The organism is Pseudomonas graminis, from assembly GCF_004364335.1.
GTDB lineage: Bacteria > Pseudomonadota > Gammaproteobacteria > Pseudomonadales > Pseudomonadaceae > Aquipseudomonas > Aquipseudomonas graminis_D.
The window spans coordinates 147,016-163,538 of the sequence record NZ_SOCR01000013.1 but is presented as its reverse complement, the minus strand read 5'-3'; the positions used below and the strand labels follow the sequence as shown (position 1 = coordinate 163,538).

Genomic DNA, 16,523 nt, shown 5'->3' with positions numbered 1-16,523 from the left:
CGGGACAGCGTTGTTTCTGTTCGGGGCGTGAAGCGGCAAGTGCGGTTGATCAAGCGCTGGACTGTCACTCGGGGAACGCACATCGAACCCCGTCCGCTTTGCAAGTTACGAGAAGGCGCATCCTCGGATGCGCCTTTCTTCTATCCGGATTCAACCCACGCTCCGCGTTACCGTGTGCAGCAGCCTGGTGAGTCGAGTACAACCCTCTGGGGGATACATGCTGCAGAATATCAGGGACAATTCACAGGGATGGATTGCCAAAACCATCATCGGGGTCATCATCGCTCTGATGGCCCTGACCGGGTTCGATGCCATTTTCCGGGCCACCAGCCACTCGCAGGATGCTGCGAAGGTCAATGGTGAGGAAGTCACCCAGGCTGAACTGGGTCAAGCCGTTGAAATGCAACGCCGCCAGCTGATGCAACAGCTGGGCAAGGACTTCGATCCTGCGATGCTCAATGAAAAGATGCTGCGTGACTCCGCTCTCAAGGGCTTGATCGACCGCAAGCTGCTGTTGCAGGGCGCCGCTGATTCGAAGTTCGGTTTCTCCGAAGCCGCGCTGGATCAGCAAATGCTGCTGACCCCTGAATTCCAGGTCGACGGTAAATTCAGTGCTGATCGCTTCGATCAGGTCATCCGCCAGCTCGGCTACTCCCGTCTGCAATTCCGCCAGATCCTGGGCCAGGAAATGTTGATCGGCCAGATTCGTGCCGGTATCGGCGGCAGTGCGTTCGTCACTGACGCGCAAGTCGACGCGTTTGCCCGCCTGGAAAAACAGACCCGTGATTTCGCTACGTTGACCCTGCCGGCCGATCCGTCGAGCGTGAAAGTCACCGACGACGAGATCAAGGCGCACTACGATCAGCACGCAAAAGAGTTTCTGAGTCCTGAGCAAGTGGTGCTCGACTACATCGAACTGAAGAAGTCCTCCTTCTTCGACAAGGTGTCGGTGAAGGATGAAGACCTGCAAGCGGCGTATCAGAAAGAGATCGCCAACCTGGCCGAGCAGCGCCGTGCGGCGCACATCCTGATCGAAGTCAACGACAAGACCACGGACGCTCAGGCGAAAGCCAAGATTGAAGAAATCCAGCAGCGCGTTGCCAAGGGCGAAGATTTCGCTGCGCTGGCGAAGGAGTTCTCTCAGGATCCGGGGTCGTCGACCAAGGGCGGTGACCTGGGCTACGCCGGCAAGGGCGTCTATGACCCGGCCTTCGAAGATGCGCTGTATGCGCTGAACAAGGATCAGGTCTCGGCCCCGGTTCGCAGTCAATTTGGCTGGCACTTGATCAAGCTGCTGGGCGTCGAAGCGCCGTCGGTCCCGACGTTCGCCAGCCTGAAGGAGAAGCTGACCCACGAGCTGAAATCCCAGCAGGTGGAGCAGAAGTTCGTCGATGCGAGCAAGAAGCTCGAAGACGCCGCGTTCGAAGCGTCCGATCTGTCCCAGCCGGCTCAGGACCTGGGTCTGAAAGTGCAGACGACCGCGCCGTTCGGTCGCGAGGGTGGCGAAGGCATTGCAGCCAACCGTGCAGTGATTCAGGCGGCTTTCAGCCCGGAAGTGATGGAAGAGGGTTCCAACAGTTCTGCGCTGGAGCTGGATCCTGAGACCGTGGTGGTGGTGCATGTCAAAGAGCACCGTCAGCCTGAGCAGTTGCCGCTGGAAGCGGTGTCTGCGCCGATTCGTGCGCAGCTGGCGAAAGAACATGCCAGCGATGCGGTGAAGACCAAGGGCGAGGCGCTGCTGGCAGGCCTGCGTGACGGCAAGGTGCCGTATGCGGCGACCAAGCAGGAAGGTCAGAGCTGGAAGGTCGTGGAAGCGGCCTCACGCAGCCAGGAGGGTGTTGATCCTCAGGTGCTGCAGGCGGCGTTCCGTATGCCGAAGCCGGAAGGCAAGGACAAGCCGGTTTATGGCAGCCTGACGGCAGCGGATGGCAGCTTTGTGATTGTGCGTCTGAACGGCGTGAATCAGGCGGCTCCTGCGTCGGATGAGGAGAAGAGCCAATACCGTCGTTTCCTGTCATCCCGTGAGGGGCAGCAGGATTTCGCGGCCTACCGTAAGCAGTTGGAAGCAGCGGCGAAGATCGAGAAGTATTGATCGACGCAGAACGCTGTTAACAGAAAGCCCCGACTCGTGAGAGTTGGGGCTTTTTTGTTTGTAGGTGATTGTGGTGGCTTTGCGATGGTGTGGGGCCGTCCGGATTTAGCGGCGCTGATAGGGTTCTGCCAGAGGCAGAACTGTTTCGCCTTCGGCGAGTTACTTGGAAAAGCACCCCAAGTAACCAAGGGTGCCTGCTCCTGGTTGGGCCCTTCCTTCGTCAGGGTTCCTTCACTCCGGTCTCGCTCCGTGGGCCCGCGCCGAACGGACATCCATGTCCTGACGGCGCTCTCGCCGCATCCATGCGGCTCGGCCCACTCCACGAGACCTGCGTTCAGCCTGCACCCAAGTCGCGATTGGCGGTGACTGGACTTCCTGCGTAGGAAGATCAAAAGCAATCAAGATCAACAGCTTCCCGGCTGAAGCCGGTCCCACAGTTGGTACGCGGTGCGTGCTTTTGTAGGACCGGCTTTAGCCGGGAATGGACGCGGAGCGTCCTCGGATGCATTCCCACGCAGAGCGTGGGTACGATCAACAATCACCTAAACAACGCGCACCCCGTAGGACCGGCTTCAGCCGGGAAGCCTTTGATCTGCCTGCTTTGCTTCTGATCTTGATCTTCATGCACATAACGCACAGACGACACCCATCGCGACTTGGGTGCAGGCCGAACGCAGACGATGCGCAGTGGGTCGAGCGGCATGGATGCCGCGAGAGCGCCGCTAGGACATGGATGTCCGTTCGGCGCGGGCCCACGGAGCGTCGTCGGAGTGAGGGAACCCCGAGGAACGAGGGGCCTAGCCAGGAGCAAGCACCCTTGGTTACTTGGGGATGGTGCGACTTTCGACTTTTCCAAGTAACTCGCCGGAGGCGAAATATCTGCCATTAGGCAGATCCAGTCAGCGCCACCGTGATCTCGAATTCTCACGTCGAAAGCACCGCCAAACCCAGGACGAAAAAAAACGGCAGATCATCCAGCCACAGGGCCGTCTGATCCACCGCTTTCGCCAGCTAGCCAGCGCTTACAGGTCTTGCGCCTGCCTTCAGAGCGTCATCGCTCTGAAAACGGCCAAGCAACCCTCAACCTTCCAGATCACCCATCGCCGTGGTATTGAAACCGCCGTCGACGTACATGATCTCGCCACTGACACCGGACGCCAGGTCAGAACACAGGAACGCGCCAGCGTTACCCACTTCTTCAATGGTCACGTTGCGACGCAGTGGAGTCTGCGCCTCGTTCGCCGCCAGCATCTTGCGGAAGTTCGAAATACCCGAAGCGGCGAGGGTACGGATCGGACCAGCCGACACCGCGTTGACGCGCGTGCCTTCCGGGCCGAGGCTGCGGGCCAGATAACGAACACCGGCTTCAAGGCTGGCCTTGGCCATGCCCATCACGTTGTAGTTCGGCATGGTGCGCTCGGCGCCCAGGTACGACAGGGTCAGCAGGCTGCCGTTGCGGCCCTTCATCAAGTCGCGGCCGGCTTTGGCCAGGGCCACGAAGCTGTAAGCGCTGATGTCGTGCGCGATACGGAAACCTTCACGGGTGGTGGCTTGGGTGAAGTCACCGTCCAGTTGGTCGCCCGGCGCGAAGCCGACGGAGTGCACGATGCAGTCCAGGCCGTCCCACTTCTTGCTCAGCTCTTCGAAGACCTTGGCGATTTCTTCGTCGCTGGCGACGTCGCAAGGGAAGCACAGCTCAGCGTTCGAACCCCAGCTCTCGGCGAATTCCTCGACGCGCTTCTTGAGTTTTTCGTTCTGATAGGTGAAAGCAAGCTCAGCGCCTTCACGGTGCATGGCGGCAGCGATACCGGATGCGATGGACAATTTGCTGGCGACACCGACGATCAGGACGCGCTTACCGGCGAGAAAACCCATTGTTTTGTTCCTCTTCAGGTTAATCGACAGCTGCCGGCGCCAAGAAGGCGGCCTCCAGCAGCTGCTGTGTATAAGGATGTTGCGGTGCGGCGAAGATGTCTTCTGCCACACCCTGTTCGACCACTTGGCCTTGTTTTACCACCATCAGTTGGTGGCTTAACGCCTTGACCACCGCCAGATCATGGCTGATGAACAAATACGTCAGGTTGTACTTGGTTTGCAGGGAGCGTAACAGCTCCACCACTTGACGCTGAACGGTGCGGTCGAGGGCCGACGTCGGCTCGTCCAGCAAAATCAGCGCCGGTTTTAACACTAATGCCCGGGCAATGGCGATCCTTTGCCGTTGTCCCCCGGAAAACTCATGGGGGTAGCGGTGCCGGGTCGCCGGATCCAGACCCACTTCCTTGAGCGCTTCGATCACCGCCGCTTCCTGCTCCACCGACGTACCCATCTTATGGATTCGCAAGCCTTCGCCAACGATGTCACACACCGACATGCGCGGGCTGAGGCTGCCGAACGGGTCCTGAAACACCACCTGCATCTGCCGCCGCAGCGGCCTGACCTGATGCTGATTCATCCCGTCCAGCGCTTGCCCGTGAAAGCGTATCGCGCCTTCGCTGCGAATCAACCGCAGGATCGCCAGGCCCAGCGTCGATTTGCCCGAGCCGCTCTCGCCGACAATCCCCAGCGTCTGGCCCTTGGGCAGACTGAAGTGGATGCCGTCGACGGCCTTGATGTGATCGACCGTGCGCTTGAACACGCCTTTCTTGACCGGAAACCATACTCGCAGGTCTTCGACTTCCAGCATCGGCGCGCCCGGCGGGTTGCTCGCCGGCCCGCCTTTGGGCTCGGCGCTGAGCAGTTCACGGGTGTACGGATGCTGCGGCGCGCGGAACAGCTCTTCGCACGATGCCTGTTCGACGATGCAACCGCGCTGCATGACACATACTCGGTTGGCAATTTGCCTGACGACGTTCAAATCGTGGCTGATCAGCAGCAAGGCCATGCCCAGCCGGGCCTGCAACTCCTTGAGCAGCTCAAGGATTTTCAGCTGCACGGTGACGTCCAGCGCGGTGGTCGGTTCGTCGGCGATCAACAGCTCGGGCTCGTTGGCCAGGGCCATGGCGATCATCACGCGCTGGCGCTGACCGCCGGACAGTTCGTGGGGCAGGGCCTTCAAGCGCTTGGCCGGCTCCGGAATGCCCACCAGCTCCAGTAGCTGCAGCGTGCGTCGCGTCGCGGCTTTACCGGTCAGGCCCTTGTGCAGGCCGAGCACTTCGTTGATCTGCTTTTCGATGGATTGCAGCGGATTCAGCGACGTCATCGGCTCCTGGAAGATCATCGCGATGCGATTGCCGCGAATACCGCGCAGGCGCTTCTCACTGACTTTCAGCAGGTCATCACCGGCGTAACGAATCGTCCCGGTCGGATGGCGTGCGAGGGGGTAGGGCAGCAGTCGCAGGATCGAATGGGCGGTGACTGACTTGCCCGATCCGCTTTCGCCGACCAGCGCCAGGGTTTCGCCCTTGCGGATGTCGAAGCTGATGCCTTCGACCACCCGCTGCACGCTGTCGCCGTTCACGAATTCGACGGAGAGGTCGCGGATCTCGACCAGATTGTCCTGATTCATCTCATTTCCTCGGGTCGAATGCGTCGCGGGCGGATTCGCCGATGAACACCAGCAGGCTCAGCATGATCGCCAGCACGGCGAAGGCGCTGATGCCCAGCCACGGCGCCTGCAGGTTGGATTTGCCCTGGGCCACCAGTTCGCCCAGCGAAGGTGAGCCAGCGGGCAGGCCGAAGCCGAGGAAGTCCAGCGCGGTCAGCGTGCCGATCGCGCCGGTGAGGATGAACGGCATGAAGGTCATGGTCGACACCATCGCGTTGGGCAGGATATGGCGGAACATGATCGCGCCGTTCTCCATGCCCAGCGCCCGGGCGGCGCGCACGTATTCCAGATTGCGGCCACGCAGGAACTCGGCGCGCACCACGTCCACCAGGCTCATCCACGAGAACAGCAGCATGATGCCCAGCAGCCACCAGAAGTTGGGCTGCACGAAGCTGGCAAGGATGATCAACAGATACAGCACCGGCAGCCCGGACCAGATCTCCAGAAAACGCTGGCCGATCAGATCGACCCAGCCGCCGTAGAAACCCTGCAGGGCCCCGGCGATCACGCCGATGATCGAGCTGAGGATCGTCAGCGTCAGGGCGAACAGCACCGACACCCGGAAGCCATAGATCACCCGGGCCAGCACGTCGCGCCCCTGATCGTCGGTGCCCAGCAGGTTTTCCCGCGAGGGTGGGGCAGGGGCCGGGACTTTCAGGTCGTAGTTGATGCTCTGGTAGCTGAACGGAATCGGCGCCCACAGCGTCCAGCCGTCTTTGGCCGCCAGCAGCTCCTTGATGTAGGGGCTCTTGTAGTTGGCCTCCAGCGGGAATTCCCCGCCGAAGGTGGTTTCCGGGTAGCGCTTGAACACCGGGAAGTACCACTCGCCGTCGTAGCGCACGGCCAGGGGTTTGTCGTTGGCGATGAGCTCGGCACCCAGGCTGGCGCCGAACAGGATCAGAAACAGCCACAGCGACCACCAGCCGCGCTTGTTGGCCTTGAAGCGCTCGAAACGGCGTCGATTGAGAGGGGACAACGTCATATCAATGATCCCTGCGGTCGAAGTCGATGCGTGGGTCGACCAGCGTGTAGGTCAGGTCGCCGATCAGTTTCACCACCAGCCCCAGCAGGGTGAAGATGAACAGCGTGCCGAACACCACCGGGTAATCGCGGTTGATCGCGGCTTCAAAACTCATCAGCCCAAGTCCGTCGAGGGAAAAGATCACTTCGACCAGCAGGGAACCGGTGAAGAAGATGCCAATGAACGCCGACGGGAAACCCGCAATCACCAGCAGCATGGCGTTACGGAACACGTGGCCGTATAGCACGCGGCGCTGGGTCAGGCCCTTGGCCTTGGCGGTGATCACGTATTGCTTGCCGATTTCATCGAGAAAGCTGTTTTTCGTCAGCAGGGTCATGGTGGCGAAGTTGCCGATGACCAGCGCGGTGATCGGCAGCACCAGGTGCCAGAAGTAGTCACCCACTTTGCCCAGCCAGCTCATTTCGTCGAAGTTGGTCGAGGTCAGCCCGCGCAACGGGAACCAATCGAAGTAACTGCCGCCGGCGAACACCACGATCAGCAGAATGGCGAAGAGGAACGCCGGGATGGCGTAGCCGACGATGATCGCCGAGCTGGTCCAGACGTCGAAATGGCTGCCGTGTCGCGTGGCTTTGGCGATCCCCAAGGGAATCGACACCAGGTACATGATCAGCGTGCTCCACAGTCCGAGGGAGATCGACACCGGCATCTTCTCGACAATCAGGTCGATGACCTTGGCGTCGCGGAAGAAGCTGTCGCCGAAATCGAGATGGGCGTAGTTCTTGACCATGATCCACAAACGTTCAGGCGCCGATTTGTCGAAGCCGTACATGTGCTCGATTTCTTTGATCAGACCAGGGTCCAGGCCCTGAGCGCCGCGATAGGTCGAGCCGGCCACCGAGACTTCGGCACCACCGCCGGCGATGCGGCTGGTGGCGCCTTCGAAGCCTTCGAGCTTGGCGATCATCTGCTCGACCGGACCACCCGGCGCGGCCTGGATGATGACGAAGTTGATCAGCAAGATGCCGAACAGGGTCGGTATGATCAGCAGCAAGCGCCGCAGAATGTAGGCCAGCATGTTATTGCTCCGTGCCTTTGGCTGACTCGGCGTCGGCCGGCATCTGATCTGGCGCGACTTGCACAGGAATGGCCGGCGTCGCGTCGGGTTTGACCCACCAGGTCATGGTGCCGATGTCGTAGAGCGGGGTTTTGCCCGGGTGGCCCAGGTGATCCCAATACGCCACGCGCCAGCTCTTGATGTGCCAGTTCGGAATGACGTAGTAGCCCCACAGCAGCGCGCGGTCGAGGGCACGGGTGTGATCGATGAGGCTCTGGCGCGAGTCGGCGTTGATCAATCCGTTCACCAGCGTGTCGACCGCCGGGTCCTTGAGGCCGATCACGTTGTAACTGCCTGGCTTGTCGGCGGCGGAAGAATCCCAGTATTCACGCTGTTCGTTACCCGGCGAGCTCGATTGCGGGAAACTGCCGACGATCATGTCGTAGTCCCGTGAGCGGCGGCGGGTGATGTACTGGGAGACGTCGACCCGACGGATTTCCAGGTCGATGCCAATGTCGGCCAGGTTGCGTTTGTACGGCAGCAGCACGCGCTCGAATTCGGTCTGGGCGAGGAGAAACTCGATGGTGACGGGCTTGCCTTCAGTGTCGACCATCTTGTCGCCGACGATCTTCCAGCCGGCGTCCTTGAGCAGCTGGAACGCCTTGCGCTGTTGCTCGCGGATGATGCCGCTGCCATCGGTGACCGGCAGCTTGAATGCCTCGGTGAACACCGATTCCGGCAGCTTGCCACGCAGGGGCTCGAGAATCTTCAGCTCGGCAGGCGTCGGCAAGCCTGTGGCGCCCATGTCGGAATTGTCGAAATAGCTCTTAGTGCGGGTGTAGCTGCCGAAGAACAGCTGCTTGTTGGTCCACTCGAAGTCGAGCAACAGGCTGAGGGCCTGACGCACGCGCACGTCCTGGAACATCGGCTTGCGCAGGTTGAAGATAAAGCCTTGCATGCCCTGGGGATTGCCGTTGGGGATTTCTTCCTTGATCAGACGGCCTTGTTTGACGGCCGGAACGTCGTAGGCCGTCGCCCAGTTCTTCGCCGCCATTTCCTGCCAGAAGTCGAAAGCGCCGGCTTTCAGGGCTTCGAGGGCCACCGTGTTGTCGCGGTAGTAATCGGTGGACAGCCGGTCGAAGTTGTAGAAGCCCTTGTTGATCGGCAGGTCCTTGCCCCAGTAATCCTTGACCCGCTCGTAGCGCACCGAGCGTCCGGCCTTGACCTCGACGACCTTGTACGGCCCGCTGCCCAGCGGAATTTCCAGGTTGCCCTTGCTGAAGTCGCGGGTGGCCCACCAGTGTTTTGGCAACACGGGTAACTGGCCGAGGATCAGCGGTAATTCGCGGTTGTTGTTGTGCTTGAACTTGAACAGCACCGTGGTCGGGTTTTCGGCGACGGCCTGATCGACGTCTGCGTAGTAACTGCGGTACAGCGGCGAGCCGTCCTTGATCAGGGTCTCGAAGCTGAACACCACGTCTTCGGCGCGCACCGGATGACCGTCGTTGAATTTCGCTTCGGGGCGCAGGTAGAAGCGCACCCAGCTGTTGTCCGGGGCTTTCTCGATCTTCCCGGCAATCAGGCCGTATTCAGTGAACGGCTCATCCAGACCCTGGCGGGCGAGGGTGTCGTAGATCAGGCCGATGTCGTCGGCCGGCACGCCCTTGCTGATGAACGGGTTGAGGCTGTCGAAGCCGCCAAACCCGGCGCTGCGCAGAATTCCGCCCTTGGGCGCGTCCGGGTTCACATAATCGAAATGCTTGAAGTCCGCCGGGTATTTCGGCGCTTCGTTGTACAGGGTGATGGCGTGTTGCGGAGCCGCGTGGGCTGCACCGGTCACGCCCAGCAGCAGCGGGGCCAGCACGAACGGGCTCAGAAACAGGCCGCCGGCGCGAGTCAGGGAGCGCAAGGCAGTCATTGGGTTTTCTCCGAAGGCTTGAGCCACCACGCACGCAGGCCCAGGGTATAGGGCGGGGTGGTGACCATGGCGAACCGGTTGCGGTACGCCAGACGATGATTATTGAGGTACCAGTTGGGGATCATGTAGTGCTGCCACAGCAACACGCGATCCAGGGCGCGGGTTGCCGCCACCTGGTCATCCCGTGTCTTGGCGGCCAACAGCTGGTTGAGCAGGTTGTCGACCACCGGGTTGGCGACGCCTGCGTAGTTTTTGCTGCCTTTGATGTTGGCCTGGCTGGAATGGAAATACTGCCATTGCTCCAGCCCCGGACTGAGGGTCTGGTTCAGGGTCATCAGAATCATGTCGAAATCGAACTGGTCCAGCCGCTGTTTGTATTGGGCGCGGTCGACGGTGCGCAGGTGTGCGTCGATGCCGATCCGCGTGAGGTCTTCGATGTAGGGCTGCAGGATTCGTTCTAGGTTGGGATTGACCAGAAGTATTTCGAAACGCAACGGCTGCCCGGCGCTGTTGGTCAGGCCGCGTTCAGTGAACGTCCAGCCCGCGTCGGCCAGCAGCCCCAGGGCCTTGCGAATGGAATCCCGGGGCACGCCGCCGCCGTCGGTTTTCGACACGGCGAAGGGCTGGGTGAAGAGCCTGGCGGGCAACTGCTCGCGGTAGGGTGCGAGCATCAGGAACTCGCGGCCGGCGGGCAGTCCGCTGGAGGTAAATTCGCTGTTGGGGTAATAGCTGGTCGAGCGCATGTAGGCGTCGTTGAACAGCGTGCGGTTGGTCCACTCGAAGTTGAACATCAGCCCCAGGGCTTCGCGCACGCGAATGTCGGCAAACGCACCGCGACGGGTGTTCATGAACAGCCCTTGGGTCTGCGTGGGGATCTGGTGCGGGATCTGCGCCTTGATGACCTTTCCTTGGGTCACCGCCGGAAAGTCATAACCGGTGAGCCAGTTCTTCGCCTGATGCTCGATGTAGATATCGAACTCGCCCGCCTTGAAGGCTTCGAACGCCACGTCGGCGTCGCGGTAGAACTCCACCTCGACGCGGTTGAAGTTGTACTTGCCGCGGTTGACCGGCAGGTCCTTGCCCCAATAGTCCTTTACGCGCTCGAACACCAGGCTGCGCCCCGGCCGCACCTGGGTGATGCGATAAGGGCCGCTGCCCAACGGGGCGTCGAACGTGGTGGCCTTGAAGTCGCGGTTCTTCCAGTAATGTTGCGGCAGGACAGGCAGCTCGCCCAGGCGCAGAATCAGTAATGGATTGCCGGAGCGCTTGAACACGAAACGAATGCGATGGCGGTTGAGGATGTCCACCCGCTGCACTTCCTGCAACGCGGTGCGGTACTGCGGGTGACCGTCCTTTAGCAGTGTTCTGTAGGAAAACGCCACGTCATAGGCGGTGATCGGCTTGCCGTCGTGAAAGCGTGCTTCGGGGCGCAGGTTGAACACCACCCAGCTGCGGTCGTCGCTGTACTCGACGGTCTTGGCGATCAGGCCATAGCTGGAGGTGGGTTCATCGCCGGAGGGGTCGTACTGGCCGGTGCCGACCATCAGCGGTTCATTCAGCTCGCTGACGCCGTACTGGCCGAAGTTGGCCGTCGAAATCGGGCTGCTGCCCTTGAAGGTGTAAGGGTTGAGGGTGTCGAACGTGCCGTTGGCCATGATTCGCAAGGTGCCAGCTTTCGGCGCCTCAGGATTGACCCAGTCGAAATGCGTGAAGCTGGCAGGGTACTTGAGGACGCCGAATTGTGCGTAACCATGGCTTTCGCTGATGGTCGCGGCGGCTGTCGTGCTCAAGACCAGGCTGAAAGTCAGCAGCAGGTGACGTATCAAGTCGGCGGTCGATCCAGGCAGCGGTCGGTCACAGTAACAGCTTGTATCGGCTGGAAAAAGGGTGGGGCGGGGGGGGCATCTTGAACGTTGCACGACCTGTAGGAGCGCGCTTGCCCGCGATAAAAGTGTGTCAGGCAGCACAGCAGTGTCTGAAACACCGCGTTCGCGGGCAAGCGCGCTCCTACAAAGAGCGTTGGCGTTGCCTGCGACCAATCAATGCGGCAGGTACACCGTCAGCGTCTGACCTGGCTTGAGGGCCTGGCCGCTGCGCGGGTTCCAGCGCTTGAGGTGCTGCATTTCGACATTGAAGCGCTTGGCGACGAGGTACATCGAATCGCCTTTCTGGATCTTGTATTGCATCGACTTCTTGCCGGCGTCCTCGCCTTTGGCGCCGCTGTCAGCCTTGGCGACGGCACGGGAGCTGGCTTTTGCCGGTTTGCTGTTGTCCTGCATAACCAGTGTCTGGCCGACCTTGAGGTTCTGGCCGGACAGCTTGTTCCAGTGCTGCAAATCCTTGACGTCGACCTTGTTGATGCGCGCGATCTGCCCCAGGCTTTCGCCTTTCTTCACCCTGTAGGTGCGGGTGCGCGCAGGCTTCTCGTCCACCTCGGCGACTTCTTCGAACACCGGCATCGCAAACTGCATGCCCGGTTGCACTGGAATTGTCAGCGCCTGGCCGCGTTTCACCTGGTTGCCGGACAGCTTGTTGATGTCTTTGAGGGTGCTGGTCGACACTTTGTAGCGGCTGGCGATGCTGGCAAGGCTGTCGCCCGGACGCACGCGGTATTGCTGCCAGTCGACCAGCTCTTCAGGCTTCATGTTCGACAGATTCGCCGTCAGCAACTGGGATTTCGAGGTCGGCACCAGCAGGTGCTGCGGCCCGTCGATGGTCAGGCGCTTCTTGAACGCCGGGTTGAGCTGCACCAGCTCGTCTTCGTCGATGTTCGCCATGGCGGCGACTTTCGACAGGTCCATGCGCTGGTTCAGCTCGACCACCTGGAAGTAGGGCTTGTTGTCGATCGGGTTGAGGTTGACGCCATAGGCGTCCGGCGACATGACCACCTGGGACAGCGCCAGCAGTTTAGGCACGTAGTCGCGGGTTTCCTGCGGCAGCGGCAGGTTCCAGTAGTCGGTGGGCAGGTTGAGCTTTTCGTTGCGTTCGATGGCGCGGCTGACCGTGCCTTCGCCCGCGTTGTAGGCCGCCAGTGCCAGCAGCCAGTCGCCGTTGAACATGTCGTGCAGCTTGGTCAGGTAGTCCAGCGCCGCCGTGGTGGACGCGGTGATGTCGCGGCGGCCGTCGTAGAAATTGGTCTGACGCAGGTTGAAGTAGCGGCCGGTGGACGGAATGAACTGCCAGATCCCCGCCGCATCGCTGCGCGACAACGCCATCGGGTTGTACGCGCTCTCGATCACCGGCAGCAACGCCAGTTCGAGGGGCATGTTGCGTTCTTCCAGGCGCTCGACGATGTAGTGCATGTACAGGCTGCCGCGATTACCGGCCGTTTCAAGGAACGACGGGTTATTCGCGTACCAGAGGCGCTGCTGATCGATGCGCGGATTGAGGTCGTTGCCGTCTTGCAGCTGGAAACCCTGACGCATGCGCTCCCACACATCGTGGGGCGGGGCCAGGGGCACAGGTTTGCGTGCGATATAAACAGGTTTTGGTTTGGTGCTGGCGACGGGATGAGCGGCGCTGGCGCCGTGCTCGGATTCCAGACCGCCGGTGCTCTGGCAGCCTGCCAGTGTCGCGCTCGCGACCACCGCGATCGCCTGGGCCAACCGAGTCAATGTGTCGGAATTGAAGGTTTTACGTATAGATGACGACATTGGCTGGGGGATAGTTCCAGGCGAAAATGTCGGGCGATTCTAGAAAGTGGCTGCTGAACGGTCAACCTTTCAGAATTTCCGTGCTGATTCGCAGCCTGTTTAGAACTTATCTTTCCATGCCCGCAGCACGGCAAAGACCTCTGCAGGCGTTGCGTTGAGGGTTCCGCTCCGTTCGTCTGCTTTTTGTTTCACGGAGATGACGGCGGCCCGCAGAAAGGGATTGGTCTTGCGCTCCAGTGCCAGTGTCGACGGCACGCTGATGCGATTTTGCGCACGCCATTGCGTCACTTGCTCGAAGCGTTGCAACACCTCGGCATTGTCCGGCTCGACCGCGACGGCAAAGCGCAGATTGCTCAGGGTGTATTCGTGGGCGCAGTAGACGAGGGTGCTGTCAGGCAGCTCGGCGAGCCGGCTCAGGGAATGATGCATCTGCTGCGGGGTGCCTTCGAACAGCCGGCCGCAACCGGCGGCGAACAGCGTGTCGCCGCAGAACAGCAGCGGCTGTTGGGCGTCGGCATGGTAAAAGGCGATGTGGCCCAAGGTGTGGCCGGGGACTGCATGGACGTTGAATGTCAGGCCGAGTACGGTGAGCTGATCGTTGTCGGACAGGGCCACGTCCCGCGCCGGAATCTTCTCGTTGGCCGGGCCGTAGACCTTGGCGCCGGTCAGCGTTTTAAGTTGCGCGACGCCGCCGGTGTGGTCGGCGTGGTGATGGGTGATGAGAATGTCGGTCAGGCGCCAGTCCGGGTTGCGCTCAAGCCAGGCAATGACCGGAGCGGCATCACCCGGGTCGACCACGGCGCAGCGTTTGACGGCATTGTCTTGTAACAACCAGATGTAGTTATCGCTGAAAGCGGGCAGGGCATCGACCTGTATCATGGCGCGGTTCGCTTGGCTGGAAACATAGAGAAGCATCTTAGGGTCTGAACAGACTCGAGGCGAGTCTCTATCGCAATGACCCTCTCATGGAGACCGGAAATGACCGATGAAGCGTTCGCCCAGGCCGATCCCGAGTGGCTTGAGCTGATCAGCGCCGCCCGCGACTGGCTGTCCGGGCCTCTGGGGCAGTTGTTGCTGGAAGAAGAAAGCCGTGTGCTGGAACAAGAGCTCGAGCGTTTTTTTGGCGGCTATCTGGTGCACTACGGCCCGTCCGCGCAAACCCCGCCGGCGGCGAAGCAAGTGCAGCGCAACGTGCGACTGGGTGCGCCGTTGCCGGGTGTGGAGATTGTCTGCGAAGAGCAGGCCTGGCCGTTGAGCGAGCACGCTGCCGATGTGGTGGTCATGCAGCACGGCCTGGATTTTTGTCTGTCGCCCCACGGCCTGTTGCGCGAAGCCGCCAGCAGCGTGCGTCCCGGCGGGCATCTGGTGATCGTCGGCATCAATCCGTGGAGCACTTGGGGCATCCGTCATTTCTTCGCCAACGACGCCCTGCGCAGGGCGCGTTGCATCTCGCCTTCACGGGTCGGCGACTGGCTCAACCTGCTGGGCTTCGCGCTGGAGAAACGCCGCTTCGGGTGCTATCGTCCGCCGCTCGCTTCGCCCAAGTGGCAGGCTCGTCTGGCCGGACTCGAACGTCTCGGCGATGGCTGGCAAAGTCCCGGCGGCGGCTTCTATCTATTGATCGCGCGCAAGATGAGTGTGGGGCTGCGGCCCGTGCGCATGCCGCGCCGCGAGCCGATGGGCAAACTGCTGCCGCTGCCGATGGCCAAGGTCAATCGGCGCACGCCCGAGCCTTGATTCTCCGGCTGGCGCCACGCTTTCTCAATTTCTGGAAACATCGTAATGAGCGATACCGTAGAACTCTTCACCGATGGCGCCTGCAAGGGCAACCCGGGTCCCGGCGGCTGGGGCGCGTTGCTGGTGTGCAAAGGCGTCGAAAAAGAACTCTGGGGCGGTGAAGCCAACACCACCAATAACCGCATGGAGCTGCTCGGCGCCATACGCGGGCTCGAAGAACTGAAGCGGCCTTGCGAAGTGGTTCTGGTGACCGACTCGCAATACGTGATGAAAGGCATCACCGAGTGGATGGTCAACTGGAAGAAGCGCGGCTGGAAGACAGCGGCAAAAGAGCCGGTGAAGAACGCCGATCTGTGGAAGCAGCTGGACGAGCAGGTCAGCCGCCACAACGTGGGCTGGAAGTGGGTGCGCGGGCACATTGGCCACCCCGGCAACGAACGCGCTGACCAGTTGGCGAACCGTGGCGTGGATGAAGTGCGCGGTATCAAGCACGCCTGATCAGTACACTGGCCTGGTGACGCTGGATGTTGACAACTATGGGAGCCAGCTTGCTGGCGAATGCATGCGTTCAGCCGACATCCTCATCCCTGACACAACGCGTTCGCCAGCAAGCCGGCTCCTGCAGAAACAGTGTGCGCGCGCCGCCAGAAGGCGATAGCCGCGCGCGCACAGCCAAAAAAAGCCATGCTAATATCCGCGCCTGAAGCTGAGGCGGTAGGCAATGACTGTACAAAATATCATCACTGAACGAAGGGTAGTCCTCGATACCGAGACCACCGGTATGCCCGTCACCGACGGCCACCGGGTCATCGAGATCGGCTGCGTCGAGCTGATCGGCCGGCGCCTGACCGGGCGGCATTTCCACGTTTACCTGCAACCGGACCGGGAGAGTGACGAGGGCGCCATTGGCGTTCACGGCATCACCGACCAGTTCCTGATCGGCAAACCGCGTTTCGTTGAAGTCGCCGACGAATTCTTCGAGTTCGTCAAAGGCGCTCAGCTGATCATCCACAACGCGGCGTTCGACGTCGGCTTTCTGAACAACGAATTCGCCCTGATCGGCCAGCACGATCGCGCCAATCTCAGCAGCTACTGCACGATTCTCGACACCCTGGCCATGGCCCGGGAGCGTCATCCGGGCCAGCGCAACAGCCTCGATGCGCTGTGCAAACGCTACGACGTCGACAACTCCGGACGCGAGCTGCACGGCGCCTTGCTCGACTCCGAGATTCTCGCCGAAGTCTATCTGGCAATGACCGGTGGCCAGACGACCCTGTCGCTGGCCGGCAACAACGATGGCGAGGGCGGTGCCGACCGTCCCTCCGAGATCCGCCGCATCGCCAACCGCACGCCGGGCCGCATCATCATCGCCAGTGAGTCCGAGCTGGCCGAGCACGAAGCGCGTCTGGCCGTGATCGCCAAATCCGCCGGTGCTCCGGCCCTGTGGACCCAGTTGCTCGAAGCGCAGACCCAGGCCGAAGCCTGACGGCGCCCGCCGCGCAAAAAGGCCGTGCTTGCGTCAAGCGGCGGCCTTGATAGAAGG

12 protein-coding genes and 1 pseudogene are annotated in these 16,523 nt (G+C 61.3%); 4 read left to right on the top strand and 9 right to left on the bottom strand.

Features of this window, described 5'->3' with window-relative positions; genetic code table 11:
• Nucleotides 1-217: 217 nt before the first annotated feature.
• Nucleotides 218-2,092: a SurA N-terminal domain-containing protein gene (locus EC919_RS22815; protein WP_133776576.1), complete on the top strand. Its 1,875-nt coding sequence runs from the start codon at nucleotides 218-220 to the stop codon at nucleotides 2,090-2,092.
• Nucleotides 2,093-3,172: 1,080 nt separating this feature from the next.
• Here the strand turns inward: EC919_RS22815 and fabI are convergent.
• The 9 genes and pseudogenes from fabI to gloB form a co-directional block, all read right to left on the bottom strand.
• Nucleotides 3,173-3,967, bottom strand: a complete 795-nt coding sequence (gene fabI, locus EC919_RS22810) for an enoyl-ACP reductase FabI (RefSeq protein ID WP_108121389.1) — start codon at nucleotides 3,965-3,967, stop codon at nucleotides 3,173-3,175.
• Nucleotides 3,968-3,986: 19 nt separating this feature from the next.
• Nucleotides 3,987-5,597 (bottom strand): ABC transporter ATP-binding protein, encoded by a 1,611-nt coding sequence (locus tag EC919_RS22805; protein WP_133776575.1) that lies wholly within the window; start codon nucleotides 5,595-5,597, stop codon nucleotides 3,987-3,989.
• A 1-nt stretch (nucleotide 5,598) separates the two neighbouring features.
• On the bottom strand, nucleotides 5,599-6,618 hold the full coding sequence (locus EC919_RS22800) for an ABC transporter permease (protein ID WP_074891214.1): 1,020 nt from the start codon (nucleotides 6,616-6,618) through the stop codon (nucleotides 5,599-5,601).
• 1 nt (nucleotide 6,619) lies between these two features.
• The gene (locus EC919_RS22795; protein WP_133776574.1) at nucleotides 6,620-7,693 is read right to left on the bottom strand and encodes a microcin C ABC transporter permease YejB; all 1,074 of its coding nucleotides are present in this window, start codon (nucleotides 7,691-7,693) and stop codon (nucleotides 6,620-6,622) included.
• Nucleotide 7,694: 1 nt separating this feature from the next.
• A complete protein-coding gene (locus tag EC919_RS22790) occupies nucleotides 7,695-9,590 on the bottom strand; it encodes an extracellular solute-binding protein (protein WP_133776573.1) in 1,896 nt (631 codons plus the stop codon).
• Nucleotides 9,587-11,416: an extracellular solute-binding protein gene (locus EC919_RS22785; protein ID WP_133776572.1), complete on the bottom strand. Its 1,830-nt coding sequence runs from the start codon at nucleotides 11,414-11,416 to the stop codon at nucleotides 9,587-9,589. The genes EC919_RS22790 and EC919_RS22785 overlap by 4 nt, the downstream gene beginning before the upstream one ends.
• 213 nt (nucleotides 11,417-11,629) lie before the next feature.
• Nucleotides 11,630-13,066 carry a LysM peptidoglycan-binding domain-containing protein gene (locus tag EC919_RS22780; protein ID WP_432213840.1) on the bottom strand — a complete coding sequence of 479 codons (1,437 nt, stop codon included), beginning with the start codon at nucleotides 13,064-13,066 and terminating at the stop codon, nucleotides 11,630-11,632.
• A gap of 68 nt (nucleotides 13,067-13,134) precedes the next feature.
• Nucleotides 13,135-13,243 (bottom strand): annotated as a pseudogene (locus EC919_RS27955) (lytic transglycosylase domain-containing protein); the annotation flags it as partial.
• A gap of 99 nt (nucleotides 13,244-13,342) precedes the next feature.
• A complete protein-coding gene (gene gloB, locus EC919_RS22775) occupies nucleotides 13,343-14,122 on the bottom strand; it encodes a hydroxyacylglutathione hydrolase (protein ID WP_133776570.1) in 780 nt (259 codons plus the stop codon).
• Between the two features lie 99 nt (nucleotides 14,123-14,221).
• Between gloB and EC919_RS22770 the strand changes: the two genes are divergently transcribed.
• The 3 genes from EC919_RS22770 to dnaQ all read left to right on the top strand — a co-directional run bounded on the left by EC919_RS22770 (nucleotide 14,222) and on the right by dnaQ (nucleotide 16,466).
• On the top strand, nucleotides 14,222-14,980 hold the full coding sequence (locus EC919_RS22770) for a class I SAM-dependent methyltransferase (protein ID WP_065986459.1): 759 nt from the start codon (nucleotides 14,222-14,224) through the stop codon (nucleotides 14,978-14,980).
• A 45-nt stretch (nucleotides 14,981-15,025) separates the two neighbouring features.
• Nucleotides 15,026-15,478 carry a ribonuclease HI gene (gene rnhA / locus EC919_RS22765; RefSeq protein WP_133776569.1) on the top strand — a complete coding sequence of 151 codons (453 nt, stop codon included), beginning with the start codon at nucleotides 15,026-15,028 and terminating at the stop codon, nucleotides 15,476-15,478.
• 241 nt (nucleotides 15,479-15,719) lie between these two features.
• Complete coding sequence (dnaQ, locus tag EC919_RS22760; protein WP_133776595.1) at nucleotides 15,720-16,466, top strand: DNA polymerase III subunit epsilon; 747 nt, start codon at nucleotides 15,720-15,722, stop codon at nucleotides 16,464-16,466.
• Nucleotides 16,467-16,523: the final 57 nt, after the last annotated feature.